Genomic DNA, 15,193 nt, shown 5'->3' on the forward strand with positions numbered 1-15,193 from the left:
AGCGGTAGCTGCGGCCATAGCTCGTGCTAAAGCTAAAAAAGCGGCTAAAGCACTAGAAGATACCGAACAAACTCAGCCCCAAGAGCTACAAGTTGATAGCGCAGCACCTAAGAGTGCAGAAAGTAACACCGATGACTCATCAGATCTTATTAACGCAGATAAACCTAAATCAGCCGACGATAAGAAAAAAGCCGCCGTGGCTGCTGCAATTGCGAGAGCAAAAGCTAAAAAGTTACAAAAAGAAGGAAATAATCAGTCATGAAATTAACCATGACCAGTTCGCCGCATAATCACAGCCATAAATCGTTAACGCGATTAATGCTTAGCGTTATTGCTGCGTGTATTCCTGGGCTAATTGCTCAAGTTTTCTTTTTTGGAACAGGTGTACTTATTCAACTGGTGCTCGCGCTTGTTGCTGTAAGCGTATTTGAAGCTGCAATAATGCTAATACGAAAGCGCCCTGTTTGGCCTGCATTAAGTGATGGCAGTGCGTGGCTTACTGCCGTGTTATTGGCACTGAGTATTCCACCACTTGCGCCTTGGTGGATAATCATTATTGGCTGTTTATTTTCTATCGTTATAGTTAAACAGCTTTATGGCGGCCTTGGGTTTAACTTATTCAATCCAGCAATGGCGGCTTATGTACTGCTTTTAGTTTCGTTTCCGGTACAAATGACCGCATGGTTGCCTGTCACTGATTTAATAAATACACCAATAGGCTTTGCTGATCAGCTAAGGCTAATATTCACCGATTTTACGGCCTCTGGGTTTAGCCTAGATCAAGTACGTGCAGGGGTTGATGGCCTAACAATGGCAACACCGCTGGATACTGTTAAGACAGACATAGCCCACGGTTTAACCGTTACCGAAAGCATGCAAAAGCCAATATTTAACGAATGGGCTGGCCTTGGTTGGGCCTGGGTTAACTTAGGCTTTTTAGCCGGTGGTTTATACTTATTAAAAGCAAAAATTATTAACTGGCATATTCCTGTTAGTTTTATCGTAACTTTAGCTGTATGTAGTGCTATTGGTTATATCGCATCACCAGGCACAGAGCCGGGCACCCTATTTCACTTATTAAGTGGTGCCACTATGATGGGAGCCTTTTTCATAGCAACCGATCCGGTCTCTGCAGCAACAACTAACAAAGGGCGCTTAATTTATGGCGCGCTAATTGGCTTACTAATTTATTTAATTCGTACCTTTGGTGGTTTTCCTGATGCCATCGCATTTAGCGTATTACTGATTAATATTGCAGTGCCGCTAATAGACTACTACACACAGCCACGTACTTATGGCCATGGAGCAGTAAAATGATCATTTCGTCAATGGCTAAAAATGGTGCTATTTTAACTGCGTTTGCATTAGCAACAACAGGCTTAGTTGCCTCTATCAACGCGCTTACTGCCGATAAAATTGCAGAGCAAGAACAACTGCAACTTACTGCGCAGCTACAAGAAGTGCTCGACCCAAAATCGTACGACAATCAATTATCACAAGATTGCGTAATTATTACTGACGAAAAACTAGGCCCACACGCAAACCAAGTAATTTACCGTGCTCGTAAAAACAATAAACCAGTCGCTGTTGTTATTAGGCATGTTACGCCAAACGGCTACAGTGGCGATATTAACTTATTAACAGCGGTATTAAGCGATGGCACTATTGCTGGCGTGCGTACGTCTAAACACGAAGAAACCCCTGGTTTAGGCGACAAAGTAGAAGTTAAAAAATCACTTTGGATCACAACATTTAAAAGCTTAACGGTTGAAGGCGAAGAAGACGCTCGCTGGGCTGTTAAAAAAGATGGCGGCCAGTTTGATCAATTTACAGGCGCGACCATAACGCCACGTGCTGTTGTGGGCTCTGTTAAAAATGCCGTATTGTTCGCACAAACTAATTTTGATGATATTTTTGCAGCACCTAATGCCGAATGTATGGAGGTAGCTAAATGAGTGAGTTAAAAACATTATACAAAGAAGGTGTATGGGTAAATAACCCTGCCCTTGTGCAGCTTTTAGGTTTATGTCCACTGCTTGCCGTTACCTCAACTGTAACAAATGCCTTAGGTTTAGGCTTAGCAACTTTACTCGTACTAATAGGCTCAAATGTTACCGTATCAATTGTGCGTAACTGGGTGCCAAAAGATATTCGTATACCTGTATTTGTAATGATCATCGCGGGCTTTGTAACAATAGTTCAATTACTCATGAACGCTTATACCTTTGGTTTATATCAATCATTGGGAATTTTTATCCCGTTGATTGTAACTAACTGCGCCATTATTGGCCGCGCCGAAGCATACGCCTCTAAAAACCCTGTTCATTTATCAGCATTTGACGGCTTAATGATGGGCTTAGGCTTTATGGCTGTACTGTTAGTATTAGGTACTATGCGCGAACTAATCGGCCAAGGTACGCTGTTTGACGGTGCCGACTTATTACTTGGCCCATGGGCACAGAGCTTGCGCATAGAAGTATTTAATTTTGATAACCAATTTTTACTCGCAATTTTACCACCGGGTGCCTTTTTAGGACTTGGGCTGCTTATTGCTGCAAAAAACGTAATTGACGCACAAATAAAATCAAAGCAAATTGCACCGCCAGAGGCTGAAAAAGGCCCTCGAGCACGTGTTACCAGCTTAACTTAAGGGGAAAACGTATTAGAGCAACAATTAGCACTAATACGTTTTAAGTTGCATGAATAAAGAAAAACGTCACCAAATACTGTCGCGCCTACGCGACGATAATCCACATCCAGTTACAGAGCTTGAATATTCAAGCCCATTTGAGTTACTAGTAGCAGTAACTCTTTCAGCACAAGCAACCGATGTAGGCGTTAATAAAGCCACTCGAAAGTTGTTCCCTGTTGCTAATACACCACAAGCCATTTTAGACTTAGGCCACGATACACTGCGTGATTATATAAAAACCATCGGCTTATTTAACTCTAAAGCTGCCAACGTGTACAAAATGTGCCAAATTTTGGTGGATGAATATAACAGCATCGTGCCAGAAAATCGTGAAGCCCTAGAAGCCCTACCAGGCGTTGGCCGTAAAACCGCTAATGTTGTACTCAACACAGCCTTTGGCTGGCCTGTAATAGCCGTAGATACACATATATTTCGTGTATCTAACCGTACAAAGCTTGCTATGGGTAAAGATGTTGTCGCAGTAGAACAAAAGCTTGAAAAGGTTGTACCAAAAGAATTTAAAGTAGACGTGCATCATTGGCTGATTCTTCACGGACGTTACACCTGCGTAGCACGTAAACCAAAATGTGGCAGCTGTATTATTGAAGACTTGTGTGAGTTTAAAGATAAAACAGAGTAACTATAGGCTGCCTTGAGCGATAAGCCGACGGTCGGATAAACTCGTTTTTGGACAATTATGAGTTAGAGTCGACGGGCGGTTCGGTGCCATGAGCAGACTGAAGATCTTTAATGTCTGGAATCAAGATTTGGGTGATGCCAATCATACTCATTGCTAGGTCACAAAAAGTGGAACGCCAAGAAAAGCTCGCATGGATAGTCGCCTGTTTGTTTATTAGTTGGTTTTGTTTACTCTTATTTATGTTGATTGCACCACTTAAGCCTAATCAAAAATAGTAATTTGGTGTTGTTCGCGTGTTAAATTAGGTTTTGATTAATGGCTTTTATAACGGCCTGAGTGCGGTCTTTTACGTCTAATTTGGCAAGAATTTGTGACACATGATTACGAATAGTCCCCTCAGAGTTATCTAATTTTTTGGCAATCACTTTGTTTGGCATACCTAAAGACAAACACTGCAATACGGTTTGTTCTTTGTCCGTTAAGCAGAGCTGAGGGCTTAGTTGCTTTTTGAGTAAAAAATCAGTCACCGCACTTTGCAATACTCGCTCACCTGCAACGACCTGCTTGATAGCGCTAATGAGCTCTTCAAGTTCAATGTTTTTAAGCACATACCCACGAGCACCTAGATTAAGGGCTTTGACTAATACATCACAATCTTCAAATGTGGTGATGATCAGCACAGGGGTTTTATCACCCTTTTCACGCATTTTTTGCAGCACGCCGAGCCCATCTAAATTCGGCATTCTCATATCGAGTAAAGCAATGTCAAAACTATGCTCAGCTAATAGTGTAAGCGCTTGCAAGCCATCTTCAGCCTGGGCTTCGATATTAATGGCGCTATCGAGGTTAAGTAAATTAGCGAGGCCTAAACGAACTAATGTCTGATCTTCAACTAGTAGGCACTTTATCATGGCTTTTTTCTTCTAAATTTAGTGGTAGTGTCATGGTATTGATCAATGTTTCTTGCTCAAGGTGTTGTGAAAATTCACCGCCAAATTGTGCCATTCGCTCATTTAGTCCTGCTAATCCGTTCCCTTGTTTTGGTAAATGGGTCTCTGCTTGATTGTGATACGCTTTTGCAACTAACAGCGGCTGTTCGCCAACGAGGGTGACATTTACATGCAAAGTAAAATGGTTTGCTTGGGTATGTTTAAGGGTGTTGCTGATCATCTCTTGGGTAAACCGCAATACACACAGGGCGTAGTCTTGAGGTAGCTGCTCTGTCTCTTTACTTAGTTGGAGATCACAGTGTAAATTAGGTGTCAGTTCGCAAATGGCCTCAAGAGCTTGCTTAAGTATCGTTTTGTCATTGCGCTGAGTGGAAACGATTTCGCGCACTTCAGCCAATACTTCTTGGCTAAGTTGGTGGCAAAGAGAGAGGGTTTCAACGGTGGCTTCATTTGCAGCTCTTTTAGCAAAATCTAAATTAATGCTGAGCGCGGTAAGCTTATGGCCGAGCGAATCATGGAGCTCGCGTGATATGTTTTGTCGCTCTTGCGCTGCATGCATCGCCCCCATCATGTGTTGGGTGGCTTTTAACTCTTTGTAGTTTTGGCGGGATTGGTAATGTGTATTTAAACTTTCGACAATACGCCGGCTAACAAACCAATTCATCAAGCAAAAGAAAAACCAAATTGTAAACGTGATCCAAGGAATGCCATTTTCCCAGCGCGCATAATGCGTTAAACCATACACCAGCATGGCGGCCACAACACAAGCCAGTATCTTAGGAAGCGAAAAATGAGGACTAAAAACCGCGGTAAACATCACTAGGTGGATAAAAACTAAGGATGTTGAACTCAGTTGTATCATTGCCAAAATAAGCAGGAAATAGCCAAGTGCTACGCCGTGAACAAATTTGTTAGGCTGTTTTAACACATACAGCAAAATAGCTAAAATGGAACCACTTACTATGATTTGCAAATATAGCGCTAATTCTGAGTTGGCATAATAGGCACACGCCAATGTCACCCCAAGCCACGATGCCAATGTTGAGAAATGCCAATCGGTTGTATGTCGTATAGTTGATTCCATTACTGTGGCCATATTTTTTTAGCAATTATTGCAGAACTCGCGTTGTAAAAACAGTGACATCTGTCATAGCTCGGGCTATGAGCTTTGTGACTAGTGTCATGAAACCTCATTCATTTATGCTTTATTAATAAAAGTTAGTTGGGCACATTAATGAATAAAGACAGTCGATTACACTACATTGATAATTTACGCAGCCTCGCGCTATTGCTCGGCATCGTATTTCATGCCGCTTTAGCCTACAGTCCGTTCTTTCGCAATATTTGGTTTACGGCAGACCCAAGCACACATGGTCTATTTGATTATATTACGCATACGCTGCACTTATTTCGGATGCCATTATTTTTTATTATTGCAGGGTTTTGCAGTACACTTTTAATAGATAAATCGAGCAACGCGCGCTTTTTACATCATCGCAGTAAACATATTCTACTGCCTTTTATTGTATTTTTACCGTTCAGCTTTGCCGTTTACTACCATGCCTTGAGTTTTGGAGCCGGTATAGCTAATCCAATACCGCCGATTTTTGCTGTGTTTAAAGTTATTAAAGAGCCTGTTGTTAGCACTATGCACTTATGGTTTTTGTGGAACTTATTCCAGTTTTGCTTAATTCACTGGTTGTTGAAAACAACTAACTTATTAGGCAATAAATTTGATGCGCTTAGCGCTCACCCTTTATTTATGTGGGTTGTACTTCCCATCGTGTTAACGTTTTCATTAATGGGGCAATCTATTCCATTTCCTGCTCCTGATAAACTCACGCCACAGTTATGGTCGTATGGTTTTTACGGCAGTTTTTATTGGTTGGGAGTGGGGCTTAATAAAAAACAGCAGCTCATTTGCTCATATCATAAGTACTTATGGCCTCTTATTTTGGGTGTTGCACTATCACTGACTGGTTATTTTTCTTTATTACCAGCCGCGCCAAGCTTAGATGACGTGATTGCCGCCGCAACTTCGGGGTATTTTGCCGCAGCGGGAGAGCTGCATGTATTGCATGTTTTATCACAAGGACTGAGTGTTATTTTGTTAACCGCCATAACGTTTTTACTTGGGCATCGTTTTTTAAACCACCAAAGTAAGCTCAGTCGCAGCATCTCAAATGCATCATATTGGATTTATTTAATACATGTGCCAGTGCTGATTTATATTCAGATGCCATTGATTAATACTAATTGGCCAGTTTTAGTAAAGTTTATAGTTAGCGTTGTGGTTACATTATTTATAGGTCAAATAAGTTATTTATTATTAGTTAAAAATACGTGGTTGGGCGCACTACTTAACGGTAGGCAAACCAAGAGAAAGGTAATACAGTCAGCTTAAATGTTGTCACTTGGTAATGACTTAAAAGCATCACTATATAAAGGAATACTATTATGCATGCAATAACAATCAAATCGACCATCGCCACGATTCAACAAGGGGCAATCAAAGCCGACGGCAAATTTTGGCTAACCAACACCGATATTCATTTTGCGCCGTTGAATGCACAATTTGGGTTAGGGCCTTATACGTTTGCACGGTGTGAAATTGTAAAAGTGAGTAAGTGCACTGGTAAAGTTGCAGGTATTTTGCCTTATACACATGATGCAATTGAAGTCGTATTAAAAGATGGCAATAAATATCAATTCATTGTGTCAAACGCAGATGAATGGATTAAATTACTTACTCATAGTGCATAACGCAATCGCTGGTAATTCATCAAAATAGCTATTGTTTTAATGTACCTAATAATGCACGATAAAAATATGACGCTATTTTATTTTGGTATTCAGTGAAGTACATGGATTTAATAAATACGCTTTTGCTTAAGCTCGGATTGGATAAAAAAGCTCATCTACTCATCGTGTTAGGGAAAAAACTATCAAACAACAATAACGCGGTAGTTAAGCCGCTTGAGTTATATTGTTTTTCGCCTGATGCGTATTTCGACGATATAAGTGAGTTTGAGAAAGACAATTGTTTTATTGAGTCTTTGGACGATATAACCCCTGTTAACGCATTGGTGAGAGCACTGAGTAGTGCAAATGCCGTTGTTTGTGTTGATAATCGCTCTGAGCCTTTGCTTGTGTTGCCACTATTACAAAAGCTCGTGCCCATTCGTTTTGAAAAAGCCAACGAGGATCAAATCTTTACTTCAGACATCAAAACTTTTGATTGACTGCTTTGCTCAAAGTCGACCTATAGAGTATTTACGTTAACTCGTCTTGGGGCAGAAACGAGTTAATCATTAATGACTGCTCCTGGCACTCTCCAGCCACTCGACAACATAAAATGCTGATAATAATTGGTAAGGTATTTTACTGTGTCGGATGGCGTTTCGCTTATTCGACCTACACTGGCACAAAACTGCCCATCAAATAAGTATGATTTTTGTACTTTAGTGGTATAAAACTTAAAGGGAGGTATATTGTCGTTGATAATAATCAAAATCTTTATGCTTACGATGCAAACAGAAAACACATGAATTTCATTGCGCCTCTTATTTGTAGTAGCCAATGAAATAGAACAATTATTAGAACATTATCAAAGTATTAATTTCACAAGTTACATTCCTTTGGTTATGCTAGTGAGCATTATAAAATTATATTGCGAAACCCTCTATGCTACCTCTACTTCGTATCTTGATAATTGAGCAAGACCCAGCCACTTTACAAGGGCTTTCAACGAATCTGTCAAAGACCATTCCTAACTTTGAGCGAGACGATATTCATATCGATATTATTGAATGCCTCGAGCTTAAACACGCGCTGGAATGTGTAGAGGAAGATGGTGATATTCAAGCCGTAGTTCTAAGCTGGGATATGCACAACAAAGTGGGTGAGCGAATGTATAGTCGCTTTATCGAGGATTTAAAGGCAATTCGTCTTGAGTTACCGGTTTATGTTATCGGCGACGACACTAAAGGGCTGGAGATCGTAAACGAATCAGAAGAAATTGAATCTTTCTTTTTTAAAGATGAAGTGATTTCTGACCCTGAAGCAATTTTAGGTTATATGATCAACGATTTTGACGACCGCTCTGAAACCCCATTTTGGACGGCGTACCGTCGTTACGTTGGTGAAGCAAACGACTCTTGGCACACACCGGGTCATAGTGGGGGTTCTAGCTTTAGAAACTCACCTTACATCAAAGATTTTTATCAGTTTTACGGCCGCAATGTATTTGTTGGCGACCTGTCGGTTTCGGTAGACTCGCTAGGTTCATTATCAGACAGCACTAATACTATTGGTCGCGCCCAAGAATCAGCCGCGGCGACGTTTGAAGTTAAGCACACCTACTTTGTTACAAATGGTTCATCTACCTCAAATAAAATCATCTTGCAGACACTGCTGCGTAAGGGCGATAAAGTAATTGTCGACCGTAATTGCCATAAGTCAGTACACTATGGCATCTTGCAATCAGCTAGTTACCCCATTTATTTGGCGAGTATCTTAAATCCAAAATATGGCATTTTCGCGCCACCATCGTTGGCCGACATCAAGTTAGCAATTGAAAACAATACTGATGCTAAATTACTAGTGCTTACCGGTTGTACTTACGATGGCCTACTTAGCGACCTAAAACAAGTCGTCGATTATGCTCATCAATATGGTATTAAGGTATTTATAGATGAAGCCTGGTTTGCATACTCTTTGTTTCATCCTAGCTTTCGTCATTATTCTGCGATACATGCAGGAGCTGACTACATTACGCATTCGGCGCATAAAGTAGTATCGGCGTTTTCTCAAGCGTCTTATATTCATATTAACGACCCCGATTTTGATGCCGATTTCTTTCGAGAAATTTATAGTATCTACGCTAGTACATCGCCTAAATATCAGCTTATTGCATCGCTTGACGTGTGCCAAAAGCAATTAGAGATGGAAGGCTATAAGCTGCTCAATGCGCTGCTAAATCATGTTGAAGAGTTTAAACAACAGATGGCCTCGCTTAAGCAAATTAAAGTATTAGCTAAGCAAGACTTTATGGAAATATTCCCGCATTTTAGTGGTGATAACATGGGCCACGACCCATTAAAAATCCTTATTGATATTAGTGAGCTACCTTACTCATTAAAAGATATTCATAAATATCTACTGGATGAAATTGGGCTAGAGATAGAAAAATACACACACAGCACCATTTTGGTTTTACTGACGCTTGGCGGCACACGCTCAAAAATAATTCGTTTGTACAATGCATTGAAAAAGCTAGACAGCGGTAAAGTAAAACTATCGAAATCGACGCGTAGAGCTCGCTTACCTGAAAACTTACCAGCTATAGACTTGGCGTGTATCCCAAGCGATGCTTTTTATGGCGACCGCGAATCTGTGCCTATCAGCAAAAGTAACAATCGTATTTGTGCAGGTTTAGTTACTCCATACCCACCGGGTATTCCGCTTTTAGTCCCAGGCCAGCATATCACTAATGACCATATCGAATATTTACAAGAGTTAGCAAGCCAAGGACTGACGATACAAGGCAGTTTCGATGGTGAAATTTATGTTCTTAAGGGTAAGGTTAAAAAATAAAGGTATTGGTTTAATACTATCTTAATAATGATTACTGGTGGCAGTGTCGCAAGACATTGCCGCTGTAACGGTATTGATAAGTAAAATACAAAGTGGAATAAATCATTTTTGTAAATGTTAACTAATTATAGTTAAAAAAAAGCAAGCCAGGAGGCTTGCTTTTAGCGTCTTTAAATACACACACTTATAGACTCGATTTAACTATAGCTTTTAAAATCTATAGCTTGCGCCAAATGTAATACGGCGGTCTGTAATACCTTGGAAACAAAGTAAAGCACCTTCGTTCACACAAGACTGGCTAACTTCTGATTCAGTTAAGTTAACGGCTTCAATACCGATATTTAGCTGCTCGTTCACATCATAACTTATGCTGGCATTAAGCTGCCCTCTGTCTTCTTGTACAACAGGGAAACCCCATGGGAAGCTTGAAGTGCTACCAAAGTCAGTTGAACGGTACCCTTCGCGCCACGTGTAACGCGCTCGAGCAGATAGACCGTATTTCTCATAGTAGAATGTGATGTTGTATGCGTTTTCTGACAGATCAATGAGTGATTGCTTAGCGCTTATGTCTGCATCCGGGTTACCGGTTGTTAATGCAAAAACAGCATTTGCACGACTCGTTGCGGTGTCAAATGATTCACCACCAGAAAACTCTTGATAGGTGTAGTTAGCAACCACACCAAAACCTGATGCCCAGCCTAGCTCTTTTTCAAAATTTGATAAGTCGTATTGAGCTGCAAGCTCGATGCCTTGCTGTGTTGTTTCGCCAGAATCGTTAATAGTAGTTTGTGTTGGTACACATAACCCTATGCCAGCATCTGGGCCAAATACGTTTATGTCAGCAATTGGGTTAAATATGCCGCCGCCTTCACATTCTGGACCATTTGTATCGCGAAAGCCTGTGCTTGGGTCTTCAAATGGGTCAACTTGCTGTGTAACGTGCAAATCGCTACGTGTTTTATGAAAGTACCCCACACTTAACAAAGCAGCGGGTGCAAAATACCAATCAGTGGATATATCGAAAGAAGTTACTTCTTCTGGCTCTAAGCCTGAGTTACCTATTGAAACTGCACTATTAGGGCTGGTGCCAAACGTAACAGACGTAGATAGGTCGTCAAAATCTGGGCGTCTGATATCTTTTGACCAACCTAGACGAACAATCACATCTTCACTTACATTCGCGGCTAAATTAAATCGTGGTAAAAAGAAATCGTAATCACCTTTTGACGTTACTTGAGTCACCAGTTCGTTGCCACTTCCATCTTGAGTAACAGAGTTAGCTAGCGATGTAACTTCAGTCTCTAAATAACGTAAGCCAAAGTTACCGCGAAACATGCCATACTCAAAATTAGCTTGTGCATATAAGGCATGTGTTTCTTCTTCAATATCAAAAAACGCATTTACTTGAGACGTTGGTGAACTTATTGGACCACGATCAGAACCCGTTATAGCATTATTAGCTTCAATCGCTTGGTTAAGTGCTGCTAATACAGCTTGTGGATCAGAGGATGCAAGCTCTGGGTTTATTAGTAAGAAATCACGAATATAAAGTGCTCGCCCATCTGTTTAAACGAACAGCAACTGTCACACCTTTATTTCGTTTGCCAACTAAATGGCTATGATCAAAGCGGTTATGTTGTCCATATAAGGCAACCCAATAATCAGACTCTCGTTTGTCTGGATTACTGTAATTATCGATTACTGTTTGAGTAACTCGTGAATTGTAGGCTAATTCATTTTTCTTTTTACGAAACTCTATTACAGCTGAGCTCGGTGTGTAGCCGTCTTTAAATACTAAACCTGAGGCTTCAAGGTATTTACCTGCAAGTCTTAGGTTCGATTGACCCGATAAAATTACTTTACCGTTAGTTTCAGCGGTCAATAAAATAGGAGAGTTTTTTGTACCTTGGCCTTCAAGTAAAATTTCGAAGTCAGACCAAGTACCATTTTTAAGTACTACTTTGTCGCCAGCAACTAGATTAGCTGCGATATCATTAAAAGCTTGTTTATTTTCTATAAAATAATCTTTGGCCGCTACTTGTGTGGATATGCAACCGATGAGAACTAGACTAAGCTTTATTGTATTAATCAAACGCATAGTTAACTCTTTTTCGTTGTGACTGAAAGTAGTGCTTCATCAGAATTAAAAAAGGCTGACATTGCACAAAGACTTTAGTCAATTGGTGTCATGTGTGTTAAAGCGCTTTAAGTTAAAGCTCAAAGCGCTCAATAAGGTCCAGAAGTATTACTTTTCTAACTTTTTGAAGTAATCAAAAATTTCAGGAACGTTACCTTGACCCATACCAGCGTCAAACGCTGCTTGTAGGTTAGCTGATGAACCTTCAGCGATTTTTGATTCAGTACCTAGGTCTTCTACCATTTGTAGGAAGTAGCCTAAATCTTTGTTTGCATTAGCAATCGAGAAACCAAGGTCGCTAACATTATCAACTGCATAGTTTTTACAAAATTGCATAAACGGTGAGTTAGATGGGCCAGTCGACATAATGTCGAAAAGTTGTTGACGGTCAACACCAGCAAGCTCTGCCACTGCAAATGCTTGTGACATAGCACATACTGTCGTCATGCCCATGAAGTTGTTGATAAGCTTTGTTGTATGACCTGCACCTAGCTCGCCAAGATGGAAAACGTTTTCACCTTGATCTTCCAGTACTGGTTTAACTTTATTGAATGTATCAATATCGCCTGCAGCCATAATGTTTAAAAGGCCGTCTTTAGCATGTGCTGGTGTACGACCTAGTGGCGCGTCGATCATGCCTGCGCCTTTAGCTGCTAAATCAGCACCAATTTTTTTAGTAGATGATGGGATAGAAGTACCAAAATCAACTAATACTGCACCTTCTTTAATACCCGCTAGGATACCGTCTTCTGCGTAAACAATTTTTTCTACAACGGCAGACGTTGTAAGACAAAACATAACAATATCTGAACCTTCAGCTAGCTCTTTTGCAGTGCTTGCTGTTTTTGCGCCTCTAGCAACACATGCTGCAACCGCATCTTTGCTAAGGTCCATAACAATTAGCTCATAGCCTTTGTTTTGTAAATTTTCGGCCATGTTGCCGCCCATTAAGCCTAAGCCGATGAAACCGATGACTGGTTTTGACATGAATAACTCCTAAATATGTGGCGCATACTTTTATAAGAACAAGTAAAATTTACTCTATAAATACGCTGTGTCTTTTGTTTCAATTTGTAGAGTAACTTTAAGCTTGAGTTATTTATAAATTAACCTGTGCAAAGCGTAACTCTGATTAATTACCAATACATTGTATTCACTCAAATCAAGCAACTTACCAATTGGTATGCAAAAACTGTATTGCCATACGACTTTTTTGTCAACCAACAAGTTAACCAAGCAAACGCCACATTTTTACAAATTACACAAAAATTAATTTAATATCATATTAAAACACATAGTTACATATCAACAGCGCAATTAAGCAAAGGTTAAATTTAGTTGAACAGTCAGTAACTTTTTCATACTAATAGGTTGACCAATAATTGAGTACTGGGTATTTAAACATCCAAAATTTAATAAAATGATTCATTAATAGGTAATTTATAAAGGTCGAACTCAAACTGTTTTAAGGCCACTCTCATATTAAGCTTGTGATTTATATGTAATGCCTATATATATGACTAATACATATAAACCCCCTAAAACGCGCTTAATAATAGCGCTTAGTTAAAAATCCCCTTAACTTTGAATAAATAACTAAAGGAACTAAAAATGCGTTTATTACATACTATGCTTCGTGTAGCCGATTTGGATAAATCAATTGCTTTTTATACTGAAATATTAGGTATGAAAGAATTACGCAGAGCTGATAACAGTGAATACAGATACACTCTTGCCTTTGTTGGATATGGCGACGAAGCAGATAACACAGTCTTAGAGCTAACTTATAACTGGGACGAAGATAGCTACGACCTAGGTAATGGATATGGTCATATTGCTATTGAGTTTGATGATATTTACAAAGCATGTGCAGATATTAAAGCTGCTGGCGGCAATGTAAGCCGTGAACCAGGGCCTGTAAAAGGCGGTACTACTGAAATTGCTTTTGTAAAAGACCCAGATGGCTATGCAATTGAGTTAATTCAGAAAAAAGAAGACATGAGTAAATTTTAAATTACTTAACAACCAATTCAAGTAATAACAATTTGCTTAGTGCCAATCTGCTTATATATGGGGTCTATTTAACGTTAAAAAAATTACGCTAGAACTAGGCAAAAATTTTTGTATCTAGTTGTTCTAAATAAAAAATTTTTAACGACGTTATAGTGCAATTTAATTCGTTAAATTGATCAAAGATTTATGCTGGTTGGTATAACTATGGAGGGGTTTAATTTTATATATAGTTCAAATGGTTATGCAGATTGGTATTAAATAAAAGGTGCTTTGCAGCACCTTTTTTTAACGCAACTGACTATCTTTACTACCACGCCTATTAAACGATTTAGCGCTGGCACCATTGCCTTCTATTTCAGCTTGGCATGCAACACAGTAGCGAACTCCTGGTAGCGCGAGCCTTCGTGCTTGTGGGATTTTTTCATCGCACTCGTCACATAGCTCAGCACTTGCACCAGATATTAAATTGCTTCTTGCATACTGTACGGCATCGTTAACACTTGCATCAATTTGATCTTGAATTGCACCGTCTCGTGCCCATCCACTTGCCATAAATCCTCCTAATAAAGTTGGATGTTTAAATTTATGCTACCAAATTGAACCTTTATAAGTACTGAATAAAAGAGCTAGGAATGGAGTGTTATTTGAAGGTTTAAACTACAAAATTATATTTTATATCTAAAGAAAGATGCTGTAGTTGCTCCTTGTAATCTACTTCACAAAAAGTTCAACACTCTACAATTAGGCAAAAAAAAGCAGCTATCGAGTAGGGTGAGGCTTATGCCTCATCCCTCTCACAGAACCGTACGTACGGACCTCGTATACGGCTCCTGTACCCTTCACATTTTATCAACTTATTTCCTAAACGCTGATAAAGCAAGCCATCCCGTATTCACTTTTTCTATTGGATATAAACCAAGCTCCTCAAACCATTGGTTTGGCATCGATACACAAGATAAAGGGCTTAGTGAGTTACGCCACGAGTTCATCTTTATGAACTTAAACGGTGGCTTTTTCCCTAACTGCTTTAGTCGTCGATGTAGCCTTGATGGCTTCTTCCACAACCTCAGCTGTATTGCCCTTAGTCTTCGTCTGATCCAACCTGCCAAGGCTTTTAGCTCTCGCTTACAATTGGCTATACTAAAATAATTTACAAAACCGCGCAC

The 15,193-nt window shown here is 39.8% G+C and carries 15 protein-coding genes and 3 pseudogenes; 11 read left to right on the top strand and 7 right to left on the bottom strand.

Going from position 1 to position 15,193, the window contains the following annotated elements; all coding sequences use genetic code 11:
* From L655_RS01000000125650 to L655_RS1000000127440, 6 genes and pseudogenes are all read left to right on the top strand, one after another.
* Window positions 1-262, top strand: a pseudogene (locus tag L655_RS01000000125650) (electron transport complex subunit RsxC); the annotation flags it as partial.
* A complete protein-coding gene (gene rsxD / locus L655_RS0114170; RefSeq protein ID WP_024605370.1) occupies window positions 259-1,317 on the top strand; it encodes an electron transport complex subunit RsxD in 1,059 nt (352 codons plus the stop codon). The pseudogene L655_RS01000000125650 and the gene rsxD, both read left to right, overlap by 4 nt.
* Window positions 1,314-1,955: an electron transport complex subunit RsxG gene (gene rsxG / locus L655_RS0114175; protein ID WP_024605371.1), complete on the top strand. Its 642-nt coding sequence runs from the start codon at window positions 1,314-1,316 to the stop codon at window positions 1,953-1,955. Before rsxD ends, rsxG begins: the two co-directional genes overlap by 4 nt.
* On the top strand, window positions 1,952-2,650 hold the full coding sequence (locus L655_RS0114180) for an electron transport complex subunit E (RefSeq protein WP_010553676.1): 699 nt from the start codon (window positions 1,952-1,954) through the stop codon (window positions 2,648-2,650). The genes rsxG and L655_RS0114180 overlap by 4 nt, the downstream gene beginning before the upstream one ends.
* Before the next feature lie 49 nt (window positions 2,651-2,699).
* Window positions 2,700-3,332, top strand: coding sequence for an endonuclease III (gene nth, locus L655_RS0114185; RefSeq protein ID WP_024605372.1), 633 nt, complete (start codon window positions 2,700-2,702; stop codon window positions 3,330-3,332).
* A 110-nt stretch (window positions 3,333-3,442) separates the two neighbouring features.
* Window positions 3,443-3,607, top strand: a complete 165-nt coding sequence (locus L655_RS1000000127440) for a hypothetical protein (RefSeq protein WP_158000956.1) — start codon at window positions 3,443-3,445, stop codon at window positions 3,605-3,607.
* Between the two features lie 21 nt (window positions 3,608-3,628).
* On the opposite strand, the gene L655_RS0114195 is transcribed toward L655_RS1000000127440, so the two are convergent.
* Together L655_RS0114195 and L655_RS0114200 are read right to left on the bottom strand one after the other, a co-directional pair.
* Complete coding sequence (locus L655_RS0114195; protein ID WP_024605373.1) at window positions 3,629-4,243, bottom strand: response regulator transcription factor; 615 nt, start codon at window positions 4,241-4,243, stop codon at window positions 3,629-3,631.
* On the bottom strand, window positions 4,221-5,366 hold the full coding sequence (locus L655_RS0114200) for a histidine kinase (protein ID WP_024605374.1): 1,146 nt from the start codon (window positions 5,364-5,366) through the stop codon (window positions 4,221-4,223). The genes L655_RS0114195 and L655_RS0114200 overlap by 23 nt, the downstream gene beginning before the upstream one ends.
* A 150-nt stretch (window positions 5,367-5,516) precedes the next feature.
* Here L655_RS0114200 and L655_RS0114205 point away from each other — a divergent pair, with 150 nt between their 5' ends.
* The 4 genes from L655_RS0114205 (at window position 5,517) to L655_RS0114220 (ending at window position 9,877) form a co-directional block, all read left to right on the top strand.
* Entirely contained in the window at window positions 5,517-6,686 is a 1,170-nt protein-coding gene (locus tag L655_RS0114205; RefSeq protein WP_024605375.1) for an acyltransferase family protein, read from the top strand.
* A gap of 53 nt (window positions 6,687-6,739) precedes the next feature.
* Window positions 6,740-7,045 carry a hypothetical protein gene (locus L655_RS0114210; RefSeq protein WP_024605376.1) on the top strand — a complete coding sequence of 102 codons (306 nt, stop codon included), beginning with the start codon at window positions 6,740-6,742 and terminating at the stop codon, window positions 7,043-7,045.
* 101 nt (window positions 7,046-7,146) lie between these two features.
* Window positions 7,147-7,524 carry a hypothetical protein gene (locus tag L655_RS0114215; RefSeq protein WP_024605377.1) on the top strand — a complete coding sequence of 126 codons (378 nt, stop codon included), beginning with the start codon at window positions 7,147-7,149 and terminating at the stop codon, window positions 7,522-7,524.
* Window positions 7,525-7,966: 442 nt separating this feature from the next.
* Window positions 7,967-9,877, top strand: a complete 1,911-nt coding sequence (locus L655_RS0114220) for an aminotransferase class V-fold PLP-dependent enzyme (RefSeq protein WP_024591500.1) — start codon at window positions 7,967-7,969, stop codon at window positions 9,875-9,877.
* A gap of 210 nt (window positions 9,878-10,087) precedes the next feature.
* Here the strand turns inward: L655_RS0114220 and L655_RS0114225 are convergent.
* From L655_RS0114225 to L655_RS0114235, 3 genes and pseudogenes are all read right to left on the bottom strand, one after another.
* Window positions 10,088-11,440 (bottom strand): annotated as a pseudogene (locus L655_RS0114225) (TonB-dependent receptor); the annotation flags it as partial.
* Window position 11,441: 1 nt separating this feature from the next.
* A pseudogene (locus tag L655_RS0114230) lies at window positions 11,442-11,975 on the bottom strand (chondroitinase-B domain-containing protein); the annotation flags it as partial.
* A gap of 147 nt (window positions 11,976-12,122) precedes the next feature.
* Window positions 12,123-13,001 (bottom strand): NAD(P)-dependent oxidoreductase, encoded by an 879-nt coding sequence (locus tag L655_RS0114235; protein ID WP_002962960.1) that lies wholly within the window; start codon window positions 12,999-13,001, stop codon window positions 12,123-12,125.
* A 624-nt stretch (window positions 13,002-13,625) separates the two neighbouring features.
* Here L655_RS0114235 and gloA point away from each other — a divergent pair.
* Window positions 13,626-14,027, top strand: coding sequence for a lactoylglutathione lyase (gloA, locus tag L655_RS0114245; RefSeq protein ID WP_024594782.1), 402 nt, complete (start codon window positions 13,626-13,628; stop codon window positions 14,025-14,027).
* 285 nt (window positions 14,028-14,312) lie between these two features.
* Here the strand turns inward: gloA and L655_RS0114250 are convergent, their stop codons facing one another.
* Both L655_RS0114250 and L655_RS0114255 read right to left on the bottom strand, forming a co-directional pair.
* A complete protein-coding gene (locus L655_RS0114250; RefSeq protein WP_024605380.1) occupies window positions 14,313-14,579 on the bottom strand; it encodes a DksA/TraR family C4-type zinc finger protein in 267 nt (88 codons plus the stop codon).
* 302 nt (window positions 14,580-14,881) lie between these two features.
* On the bottom strand, window positions 14,882-15,193 hold a 312-nt coding region (locus L655_RS0114255; protein WP_024605253.1), incomplete at its 5' end, for a group II intron maturase-specific domain-containing protein.

This window comes from Pseudoalteromonas sp. TAE79 (genome assembly GCF_000498015.1).
Taxonomy (GTDB): Bacteria; Pseudomonadota; Gammaproteobacteria; order Enterobacterales; family Alteromonadaceae; genus Pseudoalteromonas.

What these genes read in the sequence shown, in the direction of transcription:
- rsxD (WP_024605370.1), top strand. Translation starts at nt 259, where the DNA reads ATGAAATTAACCATGACCAGTTCGCCGCATAATCACAGCCATAAATCG.
- gloA (WP_024594782.1), top strand. Translation starts at nt 13,626, where the DNA reads ATGCGTTTATTACATACTATGCTTCGTGTAGCCGATTTGGATAAATCA.
- L655_RS0114210 (WP_024605376.1), top strand. Translation starts at nt 6,740, where the DNA reads ATGCATGCAATAACAATCAAATCGACCATCGCCACGATTCAACAAGGG.
- L655_RS0114200 (WP_024605374.1), bottom strand. Translation starts at nt 5,366, where the DNA reads ATGGAATCAACTATACGACATACAACCGATTGGCATTTCTCAACATTG.
- L655_RS0114220 (WP_024591500.1), top strand. Translation starts at nt 7,967, where the DNA reads ATGCTACCTCTACTTCGTATCTTGATAATTGAGCAAGACCCAGCCACT.
- L655_RS0114195 (WP_024605373.1), bottom strand. Translation starts at nt 4,243, where the DNA reads ATGATAAAGTGCCTACTAGTTGAAGATCAGACATTAGTTCGTTTAGGC.
- L655_RS0114215 (WP_024605377.1), top strand. Translation starts at nt 7,147, where the DNA reads ATGGATTTAATAAATACGCTTTTGCTTAAGCTCGGATTGGATAAAAAA.
- L655_RS0114235 (WP_002962960.1), bottom strand. Translation starts at nt 13,001, where the DNA reads ATGTCAAAACCAGTCATCGGTTTCATCGGCTTAGGCTTAATGGGCGGC.
- rsxG (WP_024605371.1), top strand. Translation starts at nt 1,314, where the DNA reads ATGATCATTTCGTCAATGGCTAAAAATGGTGCTATTTTAACTGCGTTT.
- L655_RS0114180 (WP_010553676.1), top strand. Translation starts at nt 1,952, where the DNA reads ATGAGTGAGTTAAAAACATTATACAAAGAAGGTGTATGGGTAAATAAC.
- nth (WP_024605372.1), top strand. Translation starts at nt 2,700, where the DNA reads ATGAATAAAGAAAAACGTCACCAAATACTGTCGCGCCTACGCGACGAT.
- L655_RS1000000127440 (WP_158000956.1), top strand. Translation starts at nt 3,443, where the DNA reads ATGTCTGGAATCAAGATTTGGGTGATGCCAATCATACTCATTGCTAGG.
- L655_RS0114250 (WP_024605380.1), bottom strand. Translation starts at nt 14,579, where the DNA reads ATGGCAAGTGGATGGGCACGAGACGGTGCAATTCAAGATCAAATTGAT.
- L655_RS0114205 (WP_024605375.1), top strand. Translation starts at nt 5,517, where the DNA reads ATGAATAAAGACAGTCGATTACACTACATTGATAATTTACGCAGCCTC.